The organism is Pseudomonas entomophila, assembly GCF_029193575.1.
Lineage (GTDB): Bacteria > Pseudomonadota > Gammaproteobacteria > Pseudomonadales > Pseudomonadaceae > Aquipseudomonas > Aquipseudomonas entomophila_G.
Genome location: NZ_JARGCS010000043.1, coordinates 165,870 through 192,401, shown reverse-complemented (window position 1 = coordinate 192,401; position 26,532 = coordinate 165,870). Strand labels below are relative to the sequence as shown.

Annotated in this window: 12 protein-coding genes and 2 pseudogenes; 8 read left to right on the top strand and 6 right to left on the bottom strand. The window is 65.1% G+C overall.

Features of this window, described 5'->3' with window-relative positions; translation table 11 throughout:
- The 3 genes from P0Y43_RS20150 to P0Y43_RS20140 form a co-directional block, all read left to right on the top strand.
- Positions 1-960: ShlB/FhaC/HecB family hemolysin secretion/activation protein (locus P0Y43_RS20150; protein ID WP_275636753.1), on the top strand; the 960-nt coding region annotated here is incomplete at its 5' end.
- Positions 961-983: 23 nt separating this feature from the next.
- A complete protein-coding gene (locus P0Y43_RS20145) occupies positions 984-14,552 on the top strand; it encodes a hemagglutinin repeat-containing protein (RefSeq protein WP_275639021.1) in 13,569 nt (4,522 codons plus the stop codon).
- Positions 14,543-14,863 (top strand): hypothetical protein, encoded by a 321-nt coding sequence (locus P0Y43_RS20140; RefSeq protein WP_275639020.1) that lies wholly within the window; start codon positions 14,543-14,545, stop codon positions 14,861-14,863. Before P0Y43_RS20145 ends, P0Y43_RS20140 begins: the two co-directional genes overlap by 10 nt.
- A gap of 120 nt (positions 14,864-14,983) precedes the next feature.
- On the opposite strand, the pseudogene P0Y43_RS20135 reads toward P0Y43_RS20140, so the two are convergent.
- A pseudogene (locus tag P0Y43_RS20135) lies at positions 14,984-15,094 on the bottom strand (aldolase); the annotation flags it as partial.
- Positions 15,095-15,132: 38 nt separating this feature from the next.
- Here P0Y43_RS20135 and P0Y43_RS20130 point away from each other — a divergent pair.
- A pseudogene (locus tag P0Y43_RS20130) lies at positions 15,133-15,567 on the top strand (cupin domain-containing protein); the annotation flags it as partial.
- Between the two features lie 10 nt (positions 15,568-15,577).
- Positions 15,578-16,354 carry an AraC family transcriptional regulator gene (locus tag P0Y43_RS20125; protein ID WP_275639019.1) on the top strand — a complete coding sequence of 259 codons (777 nt, stop codon included), beginning with the start codon at positions 15,578-15,580 and terminating at the stop codon, positions 16,352-16,354.
- A gap of 23 nt (positions 16,355-16,377) precedes the next feature.
- Here P0Y43_RS20125 and P0Y43_RS20120 read toward each other — a convergent pair whose 3' ends face one another.
- Positions 16,378-16,962: a LysE family translocator gene (locus P0Y43_RS20120; RefSeq protein WP_275639018.1), complete on the bottom strand. Its 585-nt coding sequence runs from the start codon at positions 16,960-16,962 to the stop codon at positions 16,378-16,380.
- A 260-nt stretch (positions 16,963-17,222) separates the two neighbouring features.
- On the opposite strand from P0Y43_RS20120, the gene P0Y43_RS20115 reads away from it, so the two are divergent.
- A complete protein-coding gene (locus P0Y43_RS20115; RefSeq protein ID WP_275639017.1) occupies positions 17,223-18,794 on the top strand; it encodes a TerC family protein in 1,572 nt (523 codons plus the stop codon).
- Here the strand turns inward: P0Y43_RS20115 and rarD are convergent.
- Positions 18,757-19,644 carry an EamA family transporter RarD gene (gene rarD, locus P0Y43_RS20110; RefSeq protein ID WP_275639016.1) on the bottom strand — a complete coding sequence of 296 codons (888 nt, stop codon included), beginning with the start codon at positions 19,642-19,644 and terminating at the stop codon, positions 18,757-18,759. The genes P0Y43_RS20115 and rarD overlap by 38 nt on opposite strands.
- A gap of 30 nt (positions 19,645-19,674) precedes the next feature.
- Positions 19,675-21,261, bottom strand: a complete 1,587-nt coding sequence (locus tag P0Y43_RS20105; protein ID WP_275639015.1) for an EAL domain-containing protein — start codon at positions 21,259-21,261, stop codon at positions 19,675-19,677.
- A gap of 314 nt (positions 21,262-21,575) precedes the next feature.
- On the opposite strand from P0Y43_RS20105, the gene hppD reads away from it, so the two are divergent.
- On the top strand, positions 21,576-22,652 hold the full coding sequence (hppD, locus tag P0Y43_RS20100; protein WP_275639014.1) for a 4-hydroxyphenylpyruvate dioxygenase: 1,077 nt from the start codon (positions 21,576-21,578) through the stop codon (positions 22,650-22,652).
- 24 nt (positions 22,653-22,676) lie between these two features.
- Here the strand turns inward: hppD and P0Y43_RS20095 are convergent, their stop codons facing one another.
- Positions 22,677-23,477, bottom strand: a complete 801-nt coding sequence (locus P0Y43_RS20095) for a CSS-motif domain-containing protein (protein WP_275639013.1) — start codon at positions 23,475-23,477, stop codon at positions 22,677-22,679.
- Between the two features lie 125 nt (positions 23,478-23,602).
- The gene (locus P0Y43_RS20090) at positions 23,603-24,298 is read right to left on the bottom strand and encodes a type 1 glutamine amidotransferase domain-containing protein (RefSeq protein WP_275639012.1); all 696 of its coding nucleotides are present in this window, start codon (positions 24,296-24,298) and stop codon (positions 23,603-23,605) included.
- A gap of 146 nt (positions 24,299-24,444) precedes the next feature.
- Here P0Y43_RS20090 and P0Y43_RS20085 point away from each other — a divergent pair, with 146 nt between their 5' ends.
- Positions 24,445-26,523, top strand: coding sequence for an ATP-binding protein (locus P0Y43_RS20085; protein ID WP_430540266.1), 2,079 nt, complete (start codon positions 24,445-24,447; stop codon positions 26,521-26,523).
- Positions 26,524-26,532: the final 9 nt, after the last annotated feature.

The window sequence follows — 26,532 nt, the reverse complement described above, 5'->3', positions numbered from 1 at the left end:
TGGGACAGCCCGCTGGGCCTTGCCGACCAATTGGTAGTGCGCGGCGGCCATGACGTGGTCAGCGACCACACCCAGGGCTCGAAGAACGGCGTGCTCTACTACAACCTGCCCTGGGGCTGGTGGAACTTCAGCTACAGCTACAGCGAAAGCGAGTACCGCGCCCAGGCCCAGGGCAACGGTTTCAGCTTCAAGCAAACCGGCGATAGCCAGAACCACCAACTGCGCGCCGAGCGCGTGGTGCACCGCGACGCCACCAGCAAGACCTCGCTCAACGCCGGCATCGCCCACCTGCGCACCAACAACTACATCGAGGACAGCCGCCTGGAGGCCAGCAGCAACCGCCTGAGCGAAGCGCAGTTCGGCTTCAACCACGGCCGTCGCCTGGGCAACGCCTTCGTCAACCTCGACCTGGGCATCCAGGAGGGCATCGGCGCCTTCGACGCTCAGGGCAACGGCCACCCGCGCCCCGGCGAGCCCGTTGCGCGTTACCGCAAGTACAGCGCCACGCTCAGCTACGTGCAGGGCTTCCAGGTGCTCGGCGAGAACCTGAGCTTTAGCAGCCTGGCCACCGGCCAGCGCAGCGAGGACGTGCTGTTCAGCCCGCAGCGCATCAGCTTGGGGGGCGAGGCCTCGGTGCGCGGTTTCAAGGACCAGTCGTTGTCGGGCGACAGTGGCGCGTACTGGCGTAACGACCTGCGCTGGACCCGCCCGGTCACCTGGGCCGCCCTGCGCCCAGCGGTGGCCGAGTATGGCGTGGGCCTGGGCTACGACCTGGGCGTGATCCGCAACGATCGCTACAACGGCGACCGCCATGGCCGTGCCAGCAGCCACGCCTTCGAGCTGTTCGCCCGCGGCCAGCACCTGGCCGCCAGCGTGACCTTCGCCCACAGCCTGGAGCGCCCAGAGGCGCTACCCGACAAGGAACGCCCGGTGTATTTCCGCCTGGACCTGTTCATCTGACCCACCGATTCAAGAGACAGCACATGGACGTTCGCCGCTTCGCCTTCCTTGCCCGCCAGCCATCCGCCCGCCTGCAGCCGCGCACGCAGTTCTGCGGCCTGCCCAAGCGCGGCCTGGCGTTCCTGCTGGCCAACGTCATGTTCTGGCAACCGCTGTGGGCCCAGGCCGCCGACGGCGTGGTGGTCAGCGCGCCGGGCACCAGCCTCGGCCAGGCGGGCAACGGCGTGCCGATCGTCAACATCGCCGCGCCCAACGGCAGTGGGCTTTCGCACAACCAGTTCAGCGACTACAACGTCGGCCAGCAGGGCCTGATCCTCAACAACGCCACTGACCGCACCCAGGCCACGCAACTGGGCGGGATCATCCTCGGCAACCCCAACCTGCAAGGGGCGGCCGCCAGCACCATCCTCAACGAAGTCAACGGCACCAACCCCAGCCAGTTGCGCGGCTACACCGAGGTGGCCGGGCAGGCGGCGCGGGTGATCGTCGCTAACCCGCACGGCATCACCTGCAACGGCTGCGGCTTCATCAATACGCCCCAGGTGACCCTGAGCACCGGCAAGCCGGTGATCGACAACGGCCAGTTGAGCCGCTTCCAGGTCGACCAAGGCAGCGTGGCCATCGAAGGCGCGGGGCTCAATGCCGGCAACGTCGACCGTTTCGAGATCATCACCCGCAGTGCCAAGGTCAACGCCGAGCTCCAGGCGCGCAATCTGACGATCATCGCCGGGCGCAACGATGTCGACGCCCAGACCCTGGCCGCCACAGCGCGCGCCGACGACGGCAGCGCCAAGCCGCAGCTGGCCATCGACTCCAGCGCCCTGGGAGGCATGTACGCCGGGGCGATCAAGTTGGTGGGCACTGAGGCGGGCGTCGGTGTGCGCCTGGATGGCCAACTCGCCGCCAGCAGCGGCGACCTGCAGCTCGACGCCAATGGTCAACTGCGCATCGGCCAGGCCAGCGCCGCCGGCGATGTGCGGGTCAAGGCCGTGGGCCTCGACGCCCAGGGCCCGCTGCACGCCGGGCGCGACCTGCAACTGAGCAGCACCGGTGAGCTGGTCAACCGCCAGAGCCTCAGCGCCGCGCGCCAGGTGCAGTTGTCCGCCAGTGGCCAGCTCAGCAACCAGGGCGTGATCCAGGCCGGGGTGCAGGCCGACGGCAGCCGCACCGCCGACGGCGACCTGCAGGTCAGCGCCGGCGCCCTCGACAACCAGGGCCACAGCCTGATCGCCAGCCGTGACGTGAACCTGGCCGTGAGCGGCACCCTGGCCAACCAGGGTGGCAACCTCAGCGCCGGGCGCGACCTGCGTTTGAGCGCCGGCACCCTGGACAATCGCCAGCAAGGCAAGGTGCTGGGCAATGGTCGGCTGAGCCTCGATGGCGGCCACTTGCGCAATGACGGAGGCCAGGTCACCGGCCAGGGCGCGCTGGATGCTCGTTGGGCGCGGTTGGACAACCAGGGCGGCGAGCTGTCGAGCCTGGACGTGGTGGCGATGAACCTCGGCGCCCTGGATAACCGTGACGGGCGCATCCTGGCCACCCGCGGCTTGTCGCTGAGCAGCGACGGCGACCTCGATAACCGGGGCGGCCGACTCGCCAGCCAGGCCACCCTCGACCTGCGCGCCCGCAGCCTCAACAACGGTCAGGGCGGGCAGGTCAGCGGCAACCAGGCGGTGACCGTCAACGTCGGTCGCCTCGACCAGCAGGGCGGGCGTCTGACCAGCGTCAGCGACCTGACCCTGGACCTCAACCAAGGCCAACTGGACAACCGTGACGGCCTGATCGCCGCGCGCCAACTGCACCTGCGCCAGCTCGCCGACGTCGACAACCGCGGCGGCGAGATCTCCAGCCAGCGCGCCTTCGCACTGGCCGCGCGCAACCTCGACAACAGCGCCGGCCAGTTGTACAGCGAGCAGGCCCTGGACGTGCGTCTGGACCAGCGGTTCAGCAACCTCGACGGCCTGGTGTCCGCCAACGGCCTGGACGTGCGCGCCCTGAGCCTGGACAACCAGCGCGGCGTGCTGACCAGCGACGCCGGCCTGCAGCTGACCCTCACCGGCGCCCTCGACAACCGCGAGGGCGAGCTCTCCAGCGCCGGCACCACCCAGGTGCGCGCGGCCAGGCTGGACAACCGCAAGGGGACGCTCACCGGCAGCGAGGCGCTGGAGGTGACCCTCACGCAAGGGCTGGACAACCAGCAAGGCGTATTGGCCAGCGGCAAGGCGCTGAACCTGCGTGCCGCCAGCGTCGACAACCGCGCGCAAGGCAAGCTGCTCAGCGATGGCACCTTGCAGGTGGCGGTCGATGACCTGCTCGACAACCAGGCACAGGGCCTGGTCAGCGCCAAGGGCGCGGCGACCGTCGAGGCGGGGCAACTGGACAACCGCGGCGGGCGTGTGACCGGCAAGGCCCTGCTGACCCTGCGCGGCAGCCAGTGGGACAACCGTGGCGGCAAGCTCGATGCGCTCGGCGACCTGCAACTGACGGTCGACACCCTCGACAACCGCGACCAGGGCCTGGTCAGCGGCCAGGCCGCGCTGGCCTACAGCGGCCGCCAACTGCTCAACCGCCTGGGCGTGTTTGGCGCGCTCGGCGATGTCAGCCTGCAAGCCGAGCACTTGGACAACGGCGGCGGGCGGCTGTCCACCGGTGGCGACCTGGACGCGCGCATCGAGCGTCTGGAGCAGCTCGGCGGCACGTTCATGGCCCAGGGCACGCTGACTCTGCGCGGCAGCCGCCTGGACAACCGCCAGGGCGGCGTGGTCGGCGCCGGCCAGGGCCTGCACCTGGTGGTCGACACGCTCGATAACCGCGGCGGCGAACTGTCCACCGCCCAGGGCCTGGTCGTCGAAGGCCAGCGACTGGACAACAGTGCCGGCAAAGTCCTCGCCGGCACGGACCTGGCCCTGACGGTCGCCCAGGTGCTCAACCAGGCCCAGGGCCTGCTGCGCGGCAAGGGCCGGCTGACCCTCGACGGTCAGGCCCTGGACAACCAGGGCGGGCGTCTGTCCGGCGAGCAGGGCACGCGCCTGCAACTCACCCAGGCCCTGGACAACCGTCAAGGCCTGATCACCAGCGAAGGCCACCTCGAGCTGGCCGCCGCGAGCGTCGACAACCGGGCCGGGCAACTGACCAGCGCCGGCGGGCTTACCCTGAGCAGTGCAGGCGAGCTGCTCAACCAGGGCGGCGCGCTGACCACCGACGGCGCGCTGACCTTGAACAGCGCCAGCCTGGACAATCGCGGCGGTGAGTTGGGTGCCCAAGGCGCGATCGACCTGACCACCGGCACCCTGGACAACCGCGACGGCGCGCGCCTGGTCGGTAACCAACGCCTGGGTATCAGCGCCGGCCAGGTGTACAACGGCGTCGGCAGCCGCATCGCCAGCGACGGTGCCTTGCACCTGCGGGCCAGCGGCCTCGACCAGCAGGGCGGGCAGCTGTTCAGCAAGACCGCGCTGACCCTCGACCTGGACGGTGGCGCCCTGGTCAACCACGGCCTGATCACCGCCCCCGTGCTGGTGCTGAACAACCTCGGCACGGTGGCCAACCAGCAAGGCGAGATCTCCAGCGCCCAAGCCTTCCGCCTGACCGCCGACAGCCTGGACAATACCCAGGGCAAGCTGATCAGCCAGCAAGCGTTGACCCTGCGCATCGCCCAGACCCTGACCACCCTCAAGGGCCTGGTCGCCGCCAATGGCCTGGACCTGTCCGCCGCGAACCTCGACAACCGCGAAGGCCTGCTCAGCAGCCGTGGCGAGCTGCTGCTGAACGTCAGCGGGCGCCTGGACAACCGCCAGGGCACCCTGGTCGGCGACGCGGCCAGCCAACTGAGCGCCGCAACGCTGGACAACACCCAGGGCACGTTGTCGAGCAAGGGCGACTTGCGCCTTCAGGTCGATGAAACGCTTAACAATGGCGGTTCGCTGATCGGCCTGGGGCAGGTGCGCCTGCAAGGCACGCACCTGGACAACCGCCAGCACGGCCTGCTCGGCGGCAACGGCGCGCTGACCCTGGCGGTGGAGCGCGTCGACAACCGCGGCGGCGAGATCACCGGCAAGGCCGCCGTGAGCCTGAGCAGCGAGCTCTTGGACAACAGCGACGCGGGCCTGCTGGTGGCCGGCACGGGCCTGACCCTTGCCGTGCAACAGGTGCTCAACCGCACCCAGGGCCGTGTCGAAGCGCAGACCGGCCTGACCCTCGATGGCCAGACCCTGGACAACGACGGCGGCCGCCTGACCAGCCAGCAGGGCCTGACCCTGACCCTGGCCGACCAGGTGCTCAACCGCCTCGGCCTGATCAGCAGTGAAGGCCAACTGGTCCTGAGCGCGCAAAGCTTGGACAACAGCACCGGCAGCCTGAGTAGCGCCGGGGCCTTGCGCGTGACCACCCGTGGCGCGCTGCTCAACCAAAGCGGCGAGCTGCTCACCGACGCCGACCTCAACCTCAGCAGTGCCAGCCTCGACAACCGCGACCGTGGCGTGCTCGCCAGCAAGGGCGCGCTGAACATCGTCACCGGTCAGTTCGACAACAGCCGCCAGGGCAGTGTCAGCAGCAACCGCACCCTGGACATCCGCGCCGGCCAGCTGACCAACCGCGACGGCGGCCGCCTGGGCAGCCATGAGGCACTGAGCGCCCAGCTCACCGGCCTCGACCAGCAGGGCGGCAAGCTGTTCAGCGACACCTCGGTGCGCCTGGACCTCAACCAGGGCCTGCTGGACAACCGCGGTGGCCTGATCAACGCCCCGCAACTGGTGCTCGACAACCTCAAGGCCGTCGACAACCGCAGCGGCGAGATTTCCAGCGCCCAGGCCTTCAGCGTGGCCGCAGAGCAACTGGACAACGGCAACGGCCGCCTGCTGAGCAACCAGGCCCTGGTGTTGCGCATCAGCCAGCGCCTGGACAACCTCAAGGGCCTGATCGCCGCGCGAGGTCTTGACGCCCGCGCCGCCCAGTTCGACAACAGTGGCGGCACACTGAGTAGTCTTGGCCGTCTGCAACTGGCCAGCAGCGGCCAACTGCTAAACCGCGACGGTGGTCTGATCGAAGCGCGCGAGGGCCTCAGCCTCGACAGCCAGGGCCTGGACAACCACGGCGGCAAACTGCTCGGCAGCAGCCTCAGCGCCGAGCTCAACGGCGCCGACCTGGACAACGGCGCTGGCCTGATCAGCAGCGCCGGCACGCTGACCCTGGGCAACCTGCGCAAGCTGGCCAATCAGGGTGGCGAGCTGTCCACGGCCCAAGCCCTGCAACTGACGGCCAGCGAGCTGGACAACCGCGGCGGCAAGCTGATCAGCGAGCGCACCCTCACGCTGAACACCGGCGCCCTCGACAACCGCGCCGGCCTGGTTTCCGGCTGGCAGGGCCTGAACGTCACCGCGCAAAGCCTGGACAACCGCCAGCAAGGCACGGTGTCCAGCCGCGCCGGCGCCTTGCAGGCCACGGTCAACGAGGCGCTGCGCAACAGCGACGGTGGCGCCCTGGTGGCCCAGCAACGCCTGGACGTCAGTGCCGCCAGCCTGGACAACAGCGCCAAGGGCGTGCTCTCCAGCGGCGCGGGCCAGCGGCTGCAAGTCGCCGGCCTGCTCGACAACCACGACGGCGGGCTGATCGACGCGGGCGACGGCCTGGAACTGAACGCGCACACACTGGACAACCGTAGCGCCAGCATCAGCGCCCGACAGGCGCTGGGCATCAACGGCACGCGGCTGGACAACCGCAGCGGCAGCCTGGCCAGCCAAGGCGCGTTGACCCTCGACCTGCTGGGCGAACTGCTCAATGGCCAGGGCAAGCTGGCCAGCGGCCAAGACCTGCTGGTGCAGCGTGCCGGGCGGGTCGACAACCAGGGCGGGCAACTGGCCAGCCAGGGCCAACTGACGCTGAACGCGGCCAGCCTGGACAACCGCAACAGCGGCACTGTGGCCGCCAACGGCCGCTTGCAGCTGACTGCCAATGGCGCCGTGTTCAACGGCGCTGACGGCCTGATCTACAGCAAGACCGCTGCCGTGCAGGTGCAAGCGGCGAGCCTGGCGAACGGGCAGGGCACCGTGCAGGCGCAGGGGGCGGTGGAGCTAGGTGTCGATGGCGAGCTGGAGAACGTCGGGGGCAAGGTCATCGCCCAGGAAGGCACGCTCAGCCTGAGCGCAGCGAACGTCGACAACCGTGGCGGCACCCTGGCCAGCCTCAAACAGGCCCTCACCGTCAGCACCACCGGCGTGCTGCGCAACGGCCTCGACGGCAATGGCCGCGGTGGCATCCTCCAGGCCCTGCACCTGGACCTGCAAAGTGCCAGCCTCGACAACCAGGGCGGGCGGATCGCCGCTTTGAACGGCGATGCCCTGTTGCGCACCGGTCAACTGGACAACCAGGCAGGCGGGGTGTCCGCCAGCGGCCTGCTCAAGGTCACCGGCAATCGCCTGCTCAACGGCGGCAGTGCACGCGGCGAGATGGTCGGGCAACGTATCGAACTGAGCCTGGCCGACGCTTTGGACAACCGCCAGGGCATCCTCGAAAGCGCCAGCACCCTCGACGTCAGCGCCACCCGCCTGGACAACCAGGGCGGCCAGTTGCGCGCCCTGGGCAGCAGCGGCAGGAGCCGCTTCGCCATCGGCGGCCTGTTCGACAACCGCGGCGGCGTGGTGGAGGCGGGCAACAGCGACCTGGCCCTCGGCGCCGGGCAGTTGCAGAACGTTGGCGGCAAGGTGCTGCACGCCGGCACCGGCACCTTCGACATCGACATGGCCAACCTCACCCGTGCCGGCGGCAGCCTGCTGACCCGAGGCGGCCTGACCCTGACCGCCGACAGCTGGACCAACGGCAGCGCGATCCAGGCCGGGCGCCTGACGCTGAATATCAACCACTTGACCCAGACCGCCGACGGCCAGTTGCTGGCCTTCGACAGCTTGGTGGGCAATGGCGTCAACTGGAGCAACGAGGGCGTCATCGCCAGCGATGGCAGCCTCAGCCTGAACCTGGGCGGCACCTACAGCGGCAACGGCCGGGTCAGCAGCCTGGGCAGCCTGAGGGTGAGCGCGGCGCAGATGAGCCTGGGTAGCAACGCCAGCGTGACGGGTGTGGGCAACAGCACCCTCAGTGTGGGCGGGCTGCTGACCAACCAGGGCCGGGTGAGCGCGGCGGGCGACCTGATCGTCAATGCCGGCAGCCTGAACAACCTGGGCACCCTGGGCGGTAACCAGGGGGTGCGGGTGAACAGCGCCAGCGTGCGCAACGACCATGGCCTGCTGTTCAGCGGCGGCGACATGCAGCTGTATACCGCCAGCCTGAGCAACTTCTACGGCGATGTGTACAGCCTCGGTGGGCTGACCGTGGCCGCGGACGCGGCGGGGAATTGGGCGAATGGCCTGGAGAACGTCTCCGGCAGCCTGGAGAGCGCGGGCGATATGCGCTTGAGTGCGCTGCGGATCGACAACAGGAAAGAGTTCATCAAGACGTCCCGGCAGTTGGTGTCCAGTGCCATCGGCCTGAGGACGATCAGCGGCAACACCGGCCATTTCGTCCTGCAGGAGTACTACCAGTCCATCCTGGAGCAGGACTCACCGGCTGGGGCCATTCGCGCGGGGCGGGACCTGGTCATGACGGGGGGCACGCTGGACAACACCAACGCCGTCATCACCGCGCAGCGCGACCTGTTCGCGAATTTCACCAACTTCAACAATACCGGGACCGCCTATGGCGCCGAAGAGGTGCTCAAGCCCTTCGAGATGTTCCGCCCCGACAAAGCCTTCTTCACCGAGATGTGGCGCTACAACGCTGCCAATGACCCAGGCTACACGATGTCTGAAGGCACTACGTTGTTGTCCCTTGGGTGGGTGGGCAATGTCCGCCTGTGGGATGCCGACTGGAACGAATCCATCGCGACGCCGCGTGTCACGCCGGTACCGAAACAGGACCCGTTCCTTCGGGTGGGCTGGTTCCTTGGCACGATGTGGATGGACGGCATCGACTTCGCCAGGGCGACGCCCGCCTATGACCAGGGCGTGCGGTTGCCGCTGCCGAGCCAGATGTCGCGGGCGACCTTCTTCGACCCGATTACCCTCGTTAAACCGGGCCAAGGTGGTGTCGTCAATGCCGTCGTCCAGGCGGGTGGTCGTGCGCAGATCAACGCCACCCAGAACCTGAGCAACAGCGTCATCCAGCAAAGCCAAGCCGTCACCGGCCCTAGCGCAAAGGCATTCGACCCAAGGCTGCCGACTGCCTCCAACAGCACGGTCATCACGCTCAACAGCCAGCTTCCCCCTGACTTGGCCCGCCAGCAGGTCAACCCCCTGGCGTTGGGCGGCTTCACCCTGCCGACCGGCCAGAATGGCCTGTTCCGCCTGAGCGGGCAGGGTGGCAGCGCTGGCGCTGGCAGTGCCCAGGACTGGAGCCTGGCCAACGCCAGCGTCGCCACCCAAGGCCGTCAAGCTGTCATGCCGGGTGCACAACCTGGCGCGTTGCAGGCAGTCGATGCCGCCAATGCAACCGTCGGCAGCCAGCAGGTCGACCGTATCGAGCACCAGGGTGGCCCGCTGACGGGCAACGCCAGCGCCATCGGTGTCTTCGCGCCGGGTGGCGCTGCGGTCGATGCCTTCATGCCCCAGCGCCACAGCGGTGCCGAGGGTCGCGAGCTGACCGCCGACGGCAACCTCGGCATCAGTGCCCGGCCCAACATCCCGGGCGTCACCCGCATTCCCGGCAACGCGTATGTCAGCAAACCGCACAAATACCTGATCGAAACCAACCCGGTGCTCACCGAACTCAAGCAGTTCATGGGCTCCGACTACCTGCTCGGCAACCTCGGCTACGACCCGGACCAGAGCTGGAAACGCCTGGGCGATGGCCTCTATGAGCAGCGCCTGATCCAACAGGCGGTGGTGGCCCGCACCGGGCAGCAGTTCATCGACGGCCAGACCTCCGGCGAGCAGTTGTTCAAGTACCTAATGGACAACGCCATCCGCAGCAAGGACGCGCTTGGTCTGAGCCTCGGCGTCGGCCTGAGCGCCGCCCAGGTGGCGGCGTTGACCCACGATATCGTGTGGATGGAAACCCATGTGGTCAACGGCGAGCAGGTGCTGGTACCGGTGCTGTACCTGGCCCAGGCCGACAACCGCCTGGCGCCCAATGGCGCATTGATCGCCGGTCAGGACGTCTCGCTGATCGCTGGTGAAAACCTGATCAACGCAGGCACCCTGAAAGCCAGCCAGAATCTCACCGCCACCGCGGGCACGGATCTGGTCAACAGTGGCCTGGTTCAGGCTGGCGGGCGTCTCGACCTGCTGGCCGGCAACAACCTGGTAAACAGCGCCGGGGGCCTTATCGCCGGGCGCGACGTCAGCCTCACGGCGGTCAATGGCGACATCATCAACCAGCGCGACCAGACCCGGCACGTCACGAGCTACGGTGGGGTAACCACCCAGCGTGACTACCTCGACAGCGCCGCACGCATCGAGGCGTCCAACAGTTTGGGCCTCAAGGCTGGCCAGGACGTCAAGAACATCGGCAGCGTGATCAGCAGCGCTGGCGACCTGTCGATCAGCGCCGGGCGCGATGTCAGTGTCCTGGCGGTCGAGCAGCGCGAGGGCTTCACCAGCGGTTCCGTGCGCAACAGCAGCGTGCAGCAGCATGGCGCCACGCTTGAGGCCGGGCGCGACCTGAGCGTCGCTGCGGGCCGTGACCTCTCTGCCGTGGCCAGCGGCATCGAGGCCGGCCGCGATATCGCCATGGCGGCCACTGGCGACCTGACCCTGACCTCCGCCGCTGATGAGGCCCACACCTACAGCCGCAGCAAGAAGGTCACCCAGTCCACCGACCAGATCACCCAGGTCTCGACCGTGGTCAAGGCCGGTGGCGACTTGTCCCTGGCCGCCGGGCAGGACATGGCGATCGTCGCCAGCCAAGTCAAGAGCGCGGGTGATATCGACCTCGATGCCAAGCGCGACCTGACCATCGCCTCCGACCAGGACGAAAGCGCTTCCTACTACCTGAAGAAGAGCAAGGGCTCGTTCGGCCGCAGCAGTTCGACGCAGAAGGAGAGCTACCACAGCACCAACGTCGCCTCGGTGATTGAGGCGGGCGGCGACCTCACCGTCAACGTCAGCAAGACCGACAAGGGCGGCATCGCCCTGGACGGCGGCCGCGACGTGACCGTGATTGGCAGCCAGCTCAAGGCCGGCGGCGACCTGATGCTTGGCGCCACCGGCGATGTGGCGGTGCTGTCGGGGGTCGAGGAGCACGGTGAGTACAGCAAGAAGACCAAGTCCGGCTTCCTCGGCCTTTCCAAGAGCGGCAAGAGCCAGCTGACCACCACCGCGACCCAGGTGGCCAGCGAACTGGAGGCGGGCAACGACCTGGTCATCGCCGCCGGCAGCGACCTGCGCCTGCGCGCCAGCGAGGCGAGCGCCGGCAAGGACGTCGAATTGCGCGCGGGGCTGGTCGACAAGGACGGGGACATCGACCTGGTGTCGGCCAATGACACGGCCTACAGCCATTCGGAGCGCTACAAGAAGAAGACCGGCCTGTCGGTGTCGGACGGCTTCGTTTCCGTGGCCACGGCAAAGCAGGCCGGGCAAGAGGCGCAGAGCAGCACCAGCGTGGGCAGCCAGGTGCAGGCGCAACAGGACGCCAGCTTGCGTGCCGAGCGCGACATCAATGTGATCGGCAGTGGCGTTTCGGCGGGGCGCAACGTCAGCCTCAACGCCGGGCGCGACGTCAACGTGGCTGCCGCGCAAAGCACCAGCAGCGAGCAGCAGTGGTCGAGCAGCAAGCGCACCGGCATTGGCGTGTCCGGCGATGACAATGGCGTGAGCGTGTTCCTGGGTGCCGAGCAGGTGAAGGCGCGTGACCGTCTCGAGCAGCAACTGGCAGCCGCCAGCCAGATCAAGGCCGGGCAGGACCTGAACGTCACCGCCAAGCGGGACATCAACCAGACCGGCTCCGACCTGCTGGCCAGTCACGACATCAACCTCAATGCAGGCCGCGACATCAATATCGACGCCGCCCGCGAGCAGCAGGTGATCGAGCACCAGCGTGAGATGGAGCGCCAGGGCCTGGGCGCGACGATCAACCACAACTTCGGTCGCACCAAGGACGCGGTCAACGGCGCTGGCAAGGGTGAGAACGGTGTCAGCCAGGTTTCCAGCAGCCTGCGTGCAATCGACTCGGTCAGCCAGTTCTTCGCCGGCCCCACCGGCGATGCGAAGCTGGGCACCAGCAAGCAAAGCAGCAGCGAGCTAGTGATTGAGCAGGGCAACCGCAGCTCGTCGCTGGTCGCGGGCAACGATCTCAACCTCAACGCGGGTAACGACGTCAACGTCAAGGGCGGCCAGTTGCAGGCCGGCCGCGACATCGCGATCAGTGGCCGCGACATCAACCTCGACGTCGCCAAAGGCAGCGTCAGCCAACAGAACCAGCAGAGCGAAGGCTGGAGCGGCATCCATGGCGGCACCAGCGGCGGCTTCAAGCTCGGTGCCGGCGGCAGCTATGGCGTGGCCGACCAGGACAGCACGCAGGGGACTTCGACGCCCAGCCAGCTCAGTGCCGGGCGCGACGTCAAGCTCGATGCCAAACGCGATGTGAATGTGGTCGGCAGCCACATCGATGCCGGGCGCGACATCGATATCGTCGCCGGCAACGATGTGAACATCCGCTCGGCACAGAACGCCAGCGACAGCCAGGACACCCGGCATAACGGCGGCGGGGAGGCGGGCCTGGCCTTCGGTGGCGGCAAGGTCGGCTTCTATGCCAGCGTCAACCTGGGCAAGGGGGACCTGGAACGTGAAGGCCAGCAGCAGCAACAGGCCTTCCTGTATGCCGGCGACCGGCTGAAGTTCACCAGCGGCAAGGACACCACCATCGCCGGTGCGCAACTGCGCGGCGATGAGGTGATCGGCCGTGTGGGCGGTGATCTGAAGGTGGCGTCGGTTACGGATACCGGCAAGGTCGAGGGCAAGGAGTTCGACCTGAGCGCCACGGTTTCCGTAGGGTTCGGGTTCAGTGCCAGTGGCTCGGTCGGCTATGGGCAGACCAACGGCAAGACCAACTGGGTGCAAGAGCAGACGCGCATCACCGCGCGCGACAAGGTCGATATCCGCACCGAGCACCACACCCAGCTCGACGGTGCGTTGATCGCCGCCGACAACGGCAACCTCAAGCTCGATACCGGCACGCTGGGCTACAGCGATATCGCCGGCAAGGACAAGGAGCACGGTTACTACCTGAATGCTGGCGGCAGTTGGGCGAGCGGCAGCACGGTGCAGCAGGACGCCAGCCAGGCCGACAAAGGCAAGAAGGACGAGAAGGGCTGGAGCGTCAGCGGTTGGGAGTATGAGAAAGACCGCGAGCAGATCGTGCGTGCCACGGTCGGCGCGGGCGAGATTGTCGTGCGTGGCGATGCGGGCACTGGCAAGGATTCGACCGCCGGGCTCAACCGTGACCTGGACAAGGCGTATGAGATCACCCGGGACGATGAGTCGCGCACGGACCTCTACCTCAGCGATTCCTCGATCCGCGATGCCTTGAAGCCGATACAGACGCTGCAGAAGTGGAGGGACGGGCTGCTCAACTACGGGACGACCGCGCAGAAGAACTTCGAGGCCGCGAGCATCGCGTTCAATGCCACGCTCAACTACCTCGACCAGGCGACGGGGCGCCAGTGGGGCCCCGACCTTCAGAAGATCACCAGCAGTGTGTTCGTCGACCAAACCGTGGAGCAGTTGGTCCTGGGGGGGATGAGCCTCTCGGACGCCAAGGCGATCATGGCGAGCGAGCAATTCCAGAACGACGTGCTGAAGGCGTTGAATGAATTCTGGAGCGTTCCGAAGGAGCTGGTAGCGGAGGCGAAGGGGGTCGTTGAGCAGGCGCAGCAACCGAGCCAGTCGGGACCAGTGGTGTTACCGGCGACGAACATCACCTCTGAACTAACCCTAATGCAGGAGTCGCTGCGCAGGTTCTCGACGATTCAAAAGTACATCGGCGACAACCCGGATAAAGCCAAGGCGGTGGCGGTGGTGCTGGCCTTGACGCAAGGTCCCAAGGGCGTGATACAGGCCGTGGCGATGAATGCCGCGGAGCAGACGCCACTGGGTCAGGAGTTGATGGCGCGCTTGCAGGGCGTGCAGGATTACCTGGCCAAGACGATTGCCGAGCACATGGAAGGCAGTGCGCTGCCGACGGATGACGCGTTTAGCCAATACCTGCTGGGCGGTGGTAACTTGATCGCCAGCATCGTCGGTGGTGGTATCTCGTCGATCAAGGCTGGGCGGGAGATTACGGTTGGTGGTGGGCACAAGGAGGGTCGAGAGGGCTCGGGGGCTGGAGGTGCAAAAGGAATTTCAATAACTATTGAACCAAAGATCGCCGATCAAATGGGCAAGCGGGGCTGGACGGAAAGCTCTATACAGTCTGTAATCGATAAACCAATCAAAACGGTTGTGACGAAAGATACCCGTTTTGATACTGTGTCAGGGAGTCGTCTTAATGATCCAGCTACTGGATATATTGCTAAGGACGGCTCATATGTGGTGAGGAATGATCGCACAGGGGCGATTGTCCAAGTCTCTAATAAAAATGATCCTAATTGGGTAGCGCCATGGGACTGATTGCAGAAGTATCCGTAGAGGATTTGCCTATTGCTCCTACATTAATATGGGGTGGCACTCCTTTATTTGATGCCGGTGATGGAATTAAGCTGGTCGACTACTGCAAGAATAATGGTATTGCAGTTCTTGGTATTGAGGGGTTTAAAATCAAGGGGGGTAAGAGAATTCCAGATATGAATTGTATTGTTGACTTTTCTGCGTCATTAAATGAAATGGATTTTGCTGTGAAGTCGGTGGGGATGAGCCGGCTAATTGTTGAAGGAATGAGCGGTAGTGGGGTTTTTATGGAGTTTGTGCTGGTTAGGGTTTAGTTGGTACAAAAGGCATTGATAAGCTATTTGAGGCTGGCCGAACACCCAAGGCTAGCGAATTGAAGCTGTATGCGGAAGGTCAGGGTTGGAAACCCTCTCAGTCCGCTGGCGGGCCTCTCAAGTACATTGATGAAACAGGCCCGAGTCGTGGCCGTGGTCGAAGAGAATTCGGCAGGTCAGGGCCAGCTTTTCCCGCACAGTCCACGTATTATCGGCGAGCGAGCCTTGCATCTGCGTCAGGGCCTTCTGGACCAGCTGGTCTTTGCTGACTGAACACGCCGTCCATCGCAGCGGCACTGAAGCTGGCCAAGGCGCTGAACGTCAACGTCGAGGAACTGTTCGCCGAAGACCAGGCCGGGCAGACGCGCTACAGCCTTGTGCGCCGTGGCGAGCGCCAGGCGCTGGTGGGCGATGGGGTAGGGCCGGGGTATGCGGTGCTGACCTCGCAGGTCGGCCAGCGCAGCCTGCTGCCGTTCATCATCCAGCCGCCCGGCGAGTTCAGCGACCCGACCTTCAAGGAACACCAGGGCGAGGAGTTCCTGTTCGTCCACGAGGGCCAGGTGGAGGTGGACTTCATGACCGAGCGGGTGCTGCTGGGGCAGGGCGACGCTCTGCATTTCAACGCCCAGACACCGCACCGCCTGCGTTCGGTGGGCGAGCGCCAGGCGCAGTTGCTGGTGGTGGTGCAGGGCGGGGACGAGTGAGGGCAGGGCGATGATCGAGGTATCGCGGTTCTGGCGTGACCCGGCATTGCCCTTCGTCGAGGCGCGCCGCGTGGGTGACGGCCGCGCGGTGTGCTACGGCGCCCATTCCCATGAGAGTTTCTCCATCGGCGTGGTCACCGGCGGGCGCAGCACCTACCTCACCGGCGGCCAGTGGCGCGAACTGGCCGCGGGGGCGACGGTGCTGATGAACCCGGGGGTGGTGCATGCCTGCAACCCCATCGATGGCGCCAGTTGGTCGTACCTGATGCTGTTCGTCGACATGCCGTGGTTACGCGGGCTGGGCTTTGCTTTGCCCGTGGCGACCTACAGCACCTCGCCTGCGCTGTATGGCCGCTTGTTGCAGGTGTTTGCCGGTTTGTTCCATGAACAAGGGGAAGGGCGTGAGGCGATGCTCGCGGCCTTCTTCGCCGACTTGCCGGGCTACCTCGATCTGGTGCCGGGGGCCGCGCAGGCTAGCCACCCGCGTCTGGAGATGGCGGCGGCGTTCATCCGCGCGCACCGGCTGGACCCGCTGAGCCTGGAAGACATCTGTGCGGCGGCGGGGTTGTCGCGAGCCTACCTGATTCGCGCCTTCCGCCAGCGTTTCGGCCTGACGCCACACGGTTACCTGGTCGATCAGCGAGTGCAGCATGCCCGCGCCCAGCTGCGCCAGGGGCGGGCGATTGCCGAGGTGGCGCTGGAGGCGGGGTTTGCCGACCAGGCGCATCTGCAGCGGGCGTTCAAGCAGCACCTGGCGGCGACGCCGGGGCATTACCGCAGTGGGTGAGGTGGCATAAGGGCCCTTATGCCTCACCCCACAACCAAATACACCGCACTGGCCACAAGCAGCACCGCCAACCCTCCGTTGAACAAGCGCATGTGCCTCGGGTTGCCCAAGTACTGGCTGATCACGCTGCCCGCCCAGGCCCAACTGGCCACCGAGACAAAGCAGATCGGCCCGTAGATCCAGGTGAACAGCCACAGCAGGTGCTGCTCGCCGCCGACATAAGCCCCGATACCCGCGATAGCCGCCAACCAAGCCTTGGGGTTGAGCCACTGCATCAACGCACCATGCCAGGCCGACGGCGCGCGCTGGTCGTGCGCATTGCCCAACCGCCCATCGGCGCTGGCCAGCTTCCAGGCCATGTACAGCAGGAACGCCACCCCACCCCAGTGCAACAATCGCCCCAGCAGCGGCCAGCGCAGCAGCAACTCGTGCAACCCCAGGCCCACCAGCACCAACAGCAGGCAGAAGCCCAGCGTTGCGCCGCCAGCATGCGCCAGGCTCGCACGCAGGCCATGTCGGGCGCCGCTGCCAAGGGCGACGATATTGACCGGGCCGGGGGAAATCGAGGCCGCCAGGGCAAAGGCGGCCATGGAAAGGGACAGGCTCATGGAGGGTTTCCTTAGGGTCGATGGATGCCGGTCATCCTGGCTGACCGGCCGACCTGGGTATTGAACGAAAGTGCTCAGGGGATCTGTTACAGCTTTTGTAATAGTTTCGCGCTGTGAGAAAAACCTGCTTCGATTGTAGGATCACCTTCCCATTTTGCTATCAAGGTCACCATGAGCACCTTCGCGGAGCCCCCCAGTCCCCGGCCGTCCCGGCCACGTTTCCCCCGTCCTCGTGACGCTTCCTTCGAGAGTACCCGCTAATGGAATGGCTAGCCGACCCCACGGCCTGGCTGGGCCTGCTGACGCTTATCGTCCTCGAGCTGGTACTAGGCATCGACAACCTGGTGTTCATCGCCATCCTGGCCGACAAGCTGCCACCGCACCAGCGCGACCGTGCGCGGGTGATCGGCCTGACGTTGGCGCTGCTGATGCGCCTGGGCCTGCTGGCCAGCATCTCGTGGATGGTGACGCTGACCGCGCCGTTGTTCGAGGTGTTTGGCAAGAGCTTCTCCGGCCGCGACTTGATCATGCTGTTCGGTGGTGTGTTCCTGTTGTTCAAGGCCACCATGGAGTTGCATGAACGCCTGGAAGGGCACGCGGCGCAGAGCAGCGGTGTGGTGCGCCATGCCGCGTTCTGGCCGATCGTCGCGCAGATCGTGGTGCTCGACGCGGTGTTCTCGCTGGATGCGGTGATCACCGCCGTGGGCATGGTCGAGCACCTGTCGGTGATGATGATCGCGGTGATCTTCTCCATCGGCATCATGATCGTCGCCAGCAAGCCGCTGACCCGCTTCGTCAATGCCCACCCGACGGTGATCATGCTGTGCCTGGGCTTCCTGATGATGATCGGCTTCAGCCTGACCGCCGAGGGCCTGGGCTTCCATATTCCGAAAGGCTACCTCTATGCGGCGATTGGTTTCTCGATCCTGATCGAGCTGTTCAACCAGTTGGCCCGTGCCCGTCGCAAGCGCAGCCTGCAACAGCACCGGCCGCTGCGTGAGCGCACAGCCCACGCGGTGCTGCGCCTGCTGGGCGGGCGTCGGGTGGAGGCGGATGAGCTGGGTGAGGAAATTGCCGACCTGGTCGAAGGCGGCGAGGAGCAGGTGCTGTTCGACCGCCGTGAGCGGGTGATGATCAGTGGTGTATTGAACCTTGCCGAACGACCGATCCGCACGGTCATGACGGTGCGTGCCCAGGTCGACGCCATCGACCTGAACCAGTCGCCCGAGGCGATTGCCCGGGCGCTGGCCAACTCGCCGTATTCGCGCCTGCCATTGATCCGCGATGGGCGCATCGAGGAACCGCTGGGCTTCGTGCACAAGAAGGAGTTGCTCAAGGAGTTGCTGTCCGGCAACGAGCCCGACCTGGAGCGCCTGGCGCGCACCCCGCTGAACCTGCTGGAGAGCTTCAGCATCCTCAACGCCTTGGAGCAGATGCGCGGCCAGTCGACCCATGTGGCCTTCGTGGTTAACGAGTTCGGTGACTTCACCGGTCTGCTGACCATGACCGACATCCTCGAATCGATCGCCGGCGAGTTGCCGGACGCCAGCGAAGTGGAGGGCCCGGGGATCGTCGAGGAGGCCGATGGTTTCGTTGTCAGTGGCGCCTTGAACCTGGGTCAGGTCAAGGCACGCACCGGCTTCAGTGCCCGCGCCACCGAGGACTACCAGACCCTGGCGGGCCTGGTGATGAGCCTGCTCGACCGTCTGCCGGTAGTCGGCGACCGTCTGGCGTGGAATGGCTGGACCATGACCGTGGTGGCGGTGGAGGAGCGCCGGGTGCGCCAGGTGCGCCTCACACCGGGCGCCGACGCTGGCGCAGCAGGTGCTTGATGCCTTCGAGCACCAGCACCATCACGGCGGCCCAGATCGGCAGGTAGGTCAGCCACTGGTCGGGGCCGATGGTTTCGCCCAGTAGCAGCGCCACGCCCACCAGCAGTACCGGCTCGACGTAGCTCAGCAGGCCGAACAAGCTGAACGCCAGCAGACGGCTGGCCAGCACGTAGGTGATCAGGGCGAAGGCGCTGATCACCCCGAGCAGCGGGATCAACCCGTACAAGCCCGGGTGCTCGGCCAGGTCCGCGGGTGACAGCGGGCCGTTGGTCACGAAGTACAAGGCCGCCGGCAACAGCAGGCTCATGTCGCACCAAAGGCCGCCCAGGTGCTCGGTGCGGCAGCGTTTGCGCAGTACGAAATAGATCGGGTAGCCGATCACCACCACCAGGGTTTCCCAGGCGAAGCTGCCATGCTGGTACAGCTCGTGGCCGACCCCCAGCGCGGCGCACGCCACCGCCACCTTCTGCAGGCGTGACAGGCGCTCGCCGTAGACCAGGCGCCCGGTCAACACCATCGCCAAGGGCAGCAGGAAGTAGCCCATCGAGACTTCAAGGCTGCGCCCATGCAGCGGCGCCCAGAGGAACAGCCACAACTGCACCCCCAGCAGCGACGAGGTGCCGAGCATGCCCAGCAGCAGAGTCGGTGTCTTGCGCACCCGCGCCAACAGTTCACCGACCCGTACCCAGTCCTTGCTGAGCAGCATGAACAAGGTCAGGCAGGGTAGGGTCAGCAAGGTTCGCCAGCCAAAGATCTCCTCGCCATTCAGCGGCTTGAGCAGGGAGGTGTAGAAATACATCACGGCGAACAATATGGACGCCATGACGGACGCGAAAATGCCTTTTGACACAAAAGCCTCGGTTAAAGGGGGGCGACGGAATCAGCCGGGCATGATCTCAGGGGGCGCGGCCTGCGGCAACCGCGTGCCGCCGGGGCGTGCGGCAAGGGCCTGGAGGAAGTCCTCCAGCGGCATTGGCCGCGCGTGCAGGTACCCTTGTTGGAAATCCACCTCATGCTGGGTCAGGTAGTCGCGCTGCACGTCGGTCTCCACGCCTTCGGCGACGATCCCCAGGCCCAGCTTGGCCGACAGCTCGATAATGGTGTCGAGGATGTGTTGCGACAGCGCATCGCCACCAATCATGGCGACGAAGCTCTGGTCGATCTTCAGGTAGTCGACCTTGAACTGGCGCAGGTAGTTGAGGCTCGATTGGCCGGTGCCGAAGTCGTCAAGGGCGATCATCACGCCCAACGCGTGCAGTTTTTCGAACAGTTCCAGGGTCACGGGCGTCGGTTCGATCAGCTTGCGCTCGGTGAGTTCGAGGGTCAGTACCACGCGCCCAGGCGGGAAGTGCTGCAGGAAGGTGCGGCAGTCGGCGAGCAGGCGCAGGTCGCGACAATGGTCGGCGGTGATGTTGATACCGATGTGAAAGCCGTCATCCAAAAGCGCCGCAAAGGGCGCCAGGCCTTGGGCGGTGCGCAGCATCAGGGCGCGGGTCATGGCGACGATTTGCCCGCTGTGTTCGGCGTAGGGGATGAACAGGTCCGGGCGCACCAGGCCTTCGCGCGGGTGTTGCCAGCGCATCAGCACTTCGGCTCCGGCCCAGTGGTAGTCGCCCTTGCGCACCACGGGTTGGAAGAAGGGGATGAACTCCTCGGCTTCCAGTGCCCGTTCCAGTTCGGCGCGGGGGGAAGAGGCTCGGCGCAATTGCCAGCGGCAGGCGGTTCCGGCGGCGATGCCCAGTACCAGGAGCAGGCTGAGCAGCGCCGGGTAATGGCTGCGCAACATCTCGTAAGCCTTGTCGGGGCCGTAGCCGCCGTGCACGCTGAAGGGGTAGCGTGTCGAGTGCTGCACCACGGCGGCGCTTACCGCTGTCGGCGGGATGCCGCGGTGGACCACGCCATCCTTGGCCATCCAACGGTCGCCGACCTGCAACTGCAAGGTTTCGTCCTGGCCGATCAGGCGCAGGGCGGTGAGCAGGTGGTCGCCATCGACGGTGCTGATGGCCGCGCTGCGACCGTTGCTGGCGCGAAGCACCAGCAGCGGGTGGCCAGGGGTGACGGAGTTGCCATTCATCAACCACAGTCGACCGTCGGTGTAGTCGCGTCCGTCCACCGGTTCGTCGTAGTCGCCGAACAACGAGCTGCAATAGAGGGTGTCGCGTTCGACCAGGTTGGTCGAACGCACGAAGGCGTTGCGCGTGACCTGTTCGCGCAGGGCCAGTTCGGCGTCCTTGCACGGGCGACCGGCCAGGGGCAGCAGGGTTTCGGCGGCGTTGGAGAGGCTGTCCAGGATGCGCTCGACATGGCTGACCACCTGCCGCGCGGTGTGCGCGCTACTGTCGCGCAGTTCGCGTTCGATCTGCCAGTGCATCACCACAAGACCGCACAGCAGCGGCAGTGCGCCGACACCCCAAGGAAGCAGGGTGCGCCAGCTCCAGCGGGCGGGACGTTTAACCGTTAGGGGCATGCTGGCCTAGACTTGTAGGAAGATAACCTGCACAGCATAGCCGTTTGTCGGTCGACCCGGAAAACTTAAGGGGGCGACAAAACAATTTACGCACTATAGAATCGCATTACGAATACAAGAATAAGGCTCTCCACTTTCTGGAGGGCCACTCCCGCCGAGAATGGGTCCATATGGCATTTCATGGGTTCAAGCTGCTCATTGGTGATTTCCTCTCCCGCAGTGTGAGGGGTATTCCCTGCTCGCCACCACGCCGGTTCGACATCCCAAGCACGTGACACGACACGCTTATTCTTGCTGCAGATGAGGACACGAACATGGCTGATATCTTCGACAACCCGATGGGCCTGATGGGCTTCGAGTTCATTGAATTCGCTTCGCCCACCCCAGGCGTGCTGGAACCGGTGTTCCAGGCGATGGGCTTCACCAAGGTGGCCACCCACCGCTCCAAGGATGTGCACCTGTACCGCCAGGGTGGCATCAACTTGATCCTCAATAACGAACCGAAGAGTATTGCCTCCTACTTCGCCGCCGAGCACGGGCCGTCGGTGTGTGGCATGGCGTTCCGCGTGCGTAACGCCCACGAAGCCTACGCCCGCGCCCTGGAGCTCGGCGCCCAGCCGGTGGAGATCGAGACCGGGCCGATGGAGCTGCGCCTGCCGGCGATCAAGGGCATTGGCGGCGCGCCGCTGTACCTGATCGACCGTTTCGAGGAAGGCAGCTCGATCTACGACATCGACTTCACCTTCATCGAAGGCGTCGACCGTAACCCGCCCGGCGCGGGCCTCAAGGTCATCGATCACCTGACCCACAACGTCTATCGCGGGCGCATGTCCTATTGGGCTGGGTTCTACGAGAAACTGTTCAATTTCCGCGAGATACGCTATTTCGACATCAAGGGTGAGTACACCGGCCTGACGTCGCGGGCGATGACCGCGCCTGACGGCATGATCCGCATCCCGCTGAACGAGGAGTCGTCCAAGGGGTCGGGGCAGATCGAGGAATTCCTGATGCAGTTCAACGGCGAGGGCATCCAGCACGTTGCCTTCCTTACCGATGACCTGCTCAAGACCTGGGACATGCTCAAGGGCTTGGGCACACGTTTCATGACCGCACCACCACAGACCTACTACGAGATGCTCGAGGAGCGCCTGCCCGGCCACGGTGAACCGGTGGACCAGTTGCAGGCCCGTGGCATCCTGCTAGACGGCGCTTCGGCTGCGGGCGACAAGCGCCTGCTGCTGCAGATCTTCTCCGAGACCCTGCTCGGCCCGGTGTTCTTCGAGTTCATCCAGCGCAAGGGGGATGATGGCTTCGGGGAGGGCAACTTCAAGGCGCTGTTCGAGTCCATTGAGCGTGACCAGGTGCGTCGTGGCGTGTTGAATGTCGAGTAAGTCATAAGGTGGCAATGTCGGCAGTCAACGGCCGTCGGCATTGCGCTTACCCTTGGAGCGGTTACGGAAGATGCCCCAGTAGACGATAACAGCGGTTACCAGTCCTACCAAGGCAAGCGAAGGGAGCACCTGCACCGCCGATTGGCGTAGCTCTTCTTTGCGAAAACCTTGCGGGTAGCCGCCTTGCACCGTGTAACCATATTTCTTCGAGACCGCACGATTGAAATGCTCCGATTGCGAAGGCGGTTGCGGGTCGCGACTGTCGCCCGCGCTCCAGATGTACTGCTCACCGAACTTCAATACCAGCACCAGCCCATCCTGAAAACCGCTCAGCTCATTGCGCAACACGGTCCCGTAGGCAGTGACGATGACCCCGGGGTTCGACTTTGTCAGTTGATACCTGACCAGCGCACTGTTCGGCATGCTGGGGGCGTTGAACAGCAACTTCACGGGCGAGGCCGTATCCACGAGGCGAGGGAGGTTGTCGCTGGTGCTGAGGGAACTGCAGAACTCCTGACCATCGCGTATCAGCATCATCGAGTGTAGGCGCTGGTCACGACTAACGTACCCGCTCAGTTTCTGGCGGACCGCATCACAATGCTCGCTTGCCAGGGGGAGCGCGCCGAGAGCCGCGGTGTGAATGCCATCCAGGCTGCGGTCGATGGCGAAGATGGCCTCGTTGAGGGAAACCCGGGAATTCTCCTCGAGCTTACGGTCCAGTTGATAACTCATCACCAACAGCCCCGACGCCACGGGCACCAGCCCAATCGCCAGGATGATCAGTAGGTCCAGCAGGCTGCGCCCCGCATGCACGAATTTCGACATCGCCTTTCCACCTCCTGGGTACACCGCGCACCCTTGCAGACATATGGCCGGAAAGGGTACAGCTGGGAGGAGGGACGGCATGTCGTCCATTGCGTATTCCTGTGAGTGAATACGGCGACTGACCATCAGTTTTTTTTCGACCTGCGAAGTTGCTCCAGCACTTTCTTGGCTAGCAAAGCGCTTGAGGCCGGATTTTGGCCAGTGATCAGGCGGTCATCGCATACCACGAAGGGCGCCCAGGGGTCATCATGCTTGCTGTATTTGCCACCACGGGCTACTAGCTCGTTTTCGGTGAGGTAGGGCACTACTTTGTCCAATTCGGCGAGTTTCTCTTCGGTATTGGAGAAACCCGTCACTTGGCGATCCCTGAGCAGCAGGCTGTTGTCGCTGAGCTTGATATTCAGCAAGCCTACGACTCCATGACAAACGGCAGCGATCACGCCTCCCGCCTCGTAGATGCGTCGGGCTAACGTTTGCAGCGCGGGGGCGTCGGGGAAGTCCCACAGCACGCCGTGCCCGCCGGCGTAGTAGATGACGCAGTAGTCGTCGGCGTGAACCTGGCCCGGCGCCAAGGTGGTACCCAGGCGGTTCATGAAGGCTTTGTCGGCGTACCACTGCCAGTCGAGTTCGGGCGCCATCTGCAGGCTATGGGGGTCGATTGGCACATAGCCGCCGGTGGGGCTGACATAGTCGACGGCGTACCCTGCCTGTTCGACCTGCGCAACGAAATGCACCGCTTCCCCCAGCCAAAGGCCCGTGGCGCGGTTGAGCGTTGGATACTTGGCCGTGTTGGTCAGCACCACCAGAATTTTCTTGCTCATTGCCACGCTCCCGTCGACTGGTAATGGCCCATTGGCTCCGGGGCCGGGGAAAACCTACTCAGCATAGTTGTCGATGGCCGGGATGCCATGCTGAACTGGCTGTGTGCTAGCCTGCTACTACGATGCATCCCTCTGAAGGAAAGGCTATGGAAAAGGATACCTTGGCCTCACGCATGCCCCCGCCGTCACGCACCACTCGGGTGATTCACCTCGCACCGACTTTGATGACCCATGATCGTATGGGCGAGCGGATCGCCCAGTTCGACTGGAGCCTTACAGCAATTGGGCCATTGCCCCAGTGGGCACCCTCCCTGCGCATTGCCGTCGACATGATGCTGTTGTCGCCTTTCCCCTGCGCGCTGGTGTGGGGGGGGGAGCTGACGGTGTTGCACAACGATGCTTATTTGGCGTTGCTACAGGCCCCCGCGAGCGGCCTGGGCAGCGGTTTCGACCAGCTCTGGCGCGATGAATGGGACAACATCGGTTCGTGGGTATTCCAGGCCCTGGAAGGGCAGGCCAGCTTTGTCGAAGACGCCCCACTGCAGATCGACCGCAATGACGGTACGGGTAGCGCGTGGTTTGCCTTCAGTTATTCACCCATTCGCAACGATGACGGTATCGTTGCGGGTTTCTTGCACACGGTCATCGAGTCTGGCGCCAGTGTCGAGCAGGTCCGTGAATGGCGCGAGCTGGGGCGCACCTTCGAAGCCCAACTCAGCCGCTACATGACTCAACGCGAGCACATCTGGCAACTGTCTCGCGACGCGATGGTGATGGTCAGCCACGACCTGTACCTGCTCGCCGCCAACCCCGCCTGGTACCGTATTCTGGGGTGGACCGAAGCCCAGGTGAAAGACCTTTCCATTCTCGAACTGGTCCACCCGGAGGACCATGCCGAGCTGCACCTGGCAGTCAACGAGTTGATGCTGAACAAGGTGGCTGCCCAGATCGAGACGCGCTTGCGCCATACGGATGGTTACTATCGCTGGTTCAACTGGAGTGCCTGTTGCGACGGGAGGGTAATAGCCGCGGTGGGCAGGGATGTCACGCAGGAACGCGAGGACGCCTTGCTCCAGGCTCAGAATCTGCTGCGTGGGAGTCAACGGATGGAAATCGTCGGTCAGTTGGCCGGCGGCATGGCTCATGAGATGAACAACCTGCTGTCGGGCGTCGGCGCTAGCTTGGAGTTGTTGCAACGCAGACTCGCCCAGGGGCGTCTGGAGCGTATCGAGGAATATATGCGCCTGGCACGGGACTCGGTGCAGCGTGCCATAGGCCTGACTCACCACTTGCTGGCGTTCTCCAGGAGCCAACCGCTGGCACCCAAGCCCTTGGATATCAACCGGAAGATGCTCGAGCTGCAGCCATTGATCCGCCAGGCCATCGGCCCCGATATCGACCTGCGCTGGCAACTGGACTTGGCGCCGTGGCCCGTGCAGGTCGACGTCGCCCAGCTGGAGAACGCGCTGCTGACGCTGTGCGCCAACGTCCGCGATGCATGTACCGACCGTGGCGTTTTGACCATCAGCAGCAACAACGAGCGCTTGACCACCACTACCCCGGAGGGAGGTGGCCTGCAACCCGGCGACTACGTGGTCGTTCAGGTGAAGGACGACGGCCACGGCATGCCTGCAGAGGCCGTTGCGCGAGCCTTCGAGCCGTTTTTCACCACCAAGCCGCTGGGCCGCGGCGCCGGCCTGGGCCTGGCAATGGTCTACGGCTTCGTGCGGCAGTCCGGCGGGCACGTTTGGATCGACTCGACGCCGAATCAGGGCACCCAGGTCAACTTGATGCTCCCGCGCTACCCTGGCGAGCTTGAAGTGGTGCCGCCCGTGCTGCCACTGCTGCTGCGCCGGGCCAAGGGGGAGCGGCTGCTGTTGGTTGACGACGAAGGCAATTTGCGAGCGTTGATGAAGGAGGCGCTGCTAGACCAGGGCTTCGAGGTCTGCGACGCGTGCGATGGCAACGATGCGCTGGGCCGCTATCGGCAAGGCCCAGCGTTCGACCTGGTGATCACCGACATCGGCTTGCCTGGGGGGTTCAGCGGTCGACAGGTGGCCAGGGCGATGCGTCAGTTGCGGCCAGAGCAGAAGATTCTGTTCATCACCGGCTACACCGAATACCCGGTGGAGGCGCAGTTGCTCGATCAGCCCGGCACAGCACTGATGCTAAAGCCGTTCTCCCTGGAAAAGCTGCTGGGGCAAGTGCAGCATATGCTGGAGTAGTGCGCCAGG

Coding starts and splice junctions, on each gene's coding strand:
- P0Y43_RS20145 (WP_275639021.1), top strand. CDS start 984: ATGGACGTTCGCCGCTTCGCCTTCCTTGCCCGCCAGCCATCCGCCCGC.
- P0Y43_RS20140 (WP_275639020.1), top strand. CDS start 14,543: ATGGGACTGATTGCAGAAGTATCCGTAGAGGATTTGCCTATTGCTCCT.
- P0Y43_RS20125 (WP_275639019.1), top strand. CDS start 15,578: ATGATCGAGGTATCGCGGTTCTGGCGTGACCCGGCATTGCCCTTCGTC.
- P0Y43_RS20120 (WP_275639018.1), bottom strand. CDS start 16,962: ATGAGCCTGTCCCTTTCCATGGCCGCCTTTGCCCTGGCGGCCTCGATT.
- P0Y43_RS20115 (WP_275639017.1), top strand. CDS start 17,223: ATGGAATGGCTAGCCGACCCCACGGCCTGGCTGGGCCTGCTGACGCTT.
- P0Y43_RS20105 (WP_275639015.1), bottom strand. CDS start 21,261: ATGCCCCTAACGGTTAAACGTCCCGCCCGCTGGAGCTGGCGCACCCTG.
- hppD (WP_275639014.1), top strand. CDS start 21,576: ATGGCTGATATCTTCGACAACCCGATGGGCCTGATGGGCTTCGAGTTC.
- P0Y43_RS20095 (WP_275639013.1), bottom strand. CDS start 23,477: ATGTCGAAATTCGTGCATGCGGGGCGCAGCCTGCTGGACCTACTGATC.
- P0Y43_RS20090 (WP_275639012.1), bottom strand. CDS start 24,298: ATGAGCAAGAAAATTCTGGTGGTGCTGACCAACACGGCCAAGTATCCA.
- P0Y43_RS20085 (WP_430540266.1), top strand. CDS start 24,445: ATGGAAAAGGATACCTTGGCCTCACGCATGCCCCCGCCGTCACGCACC.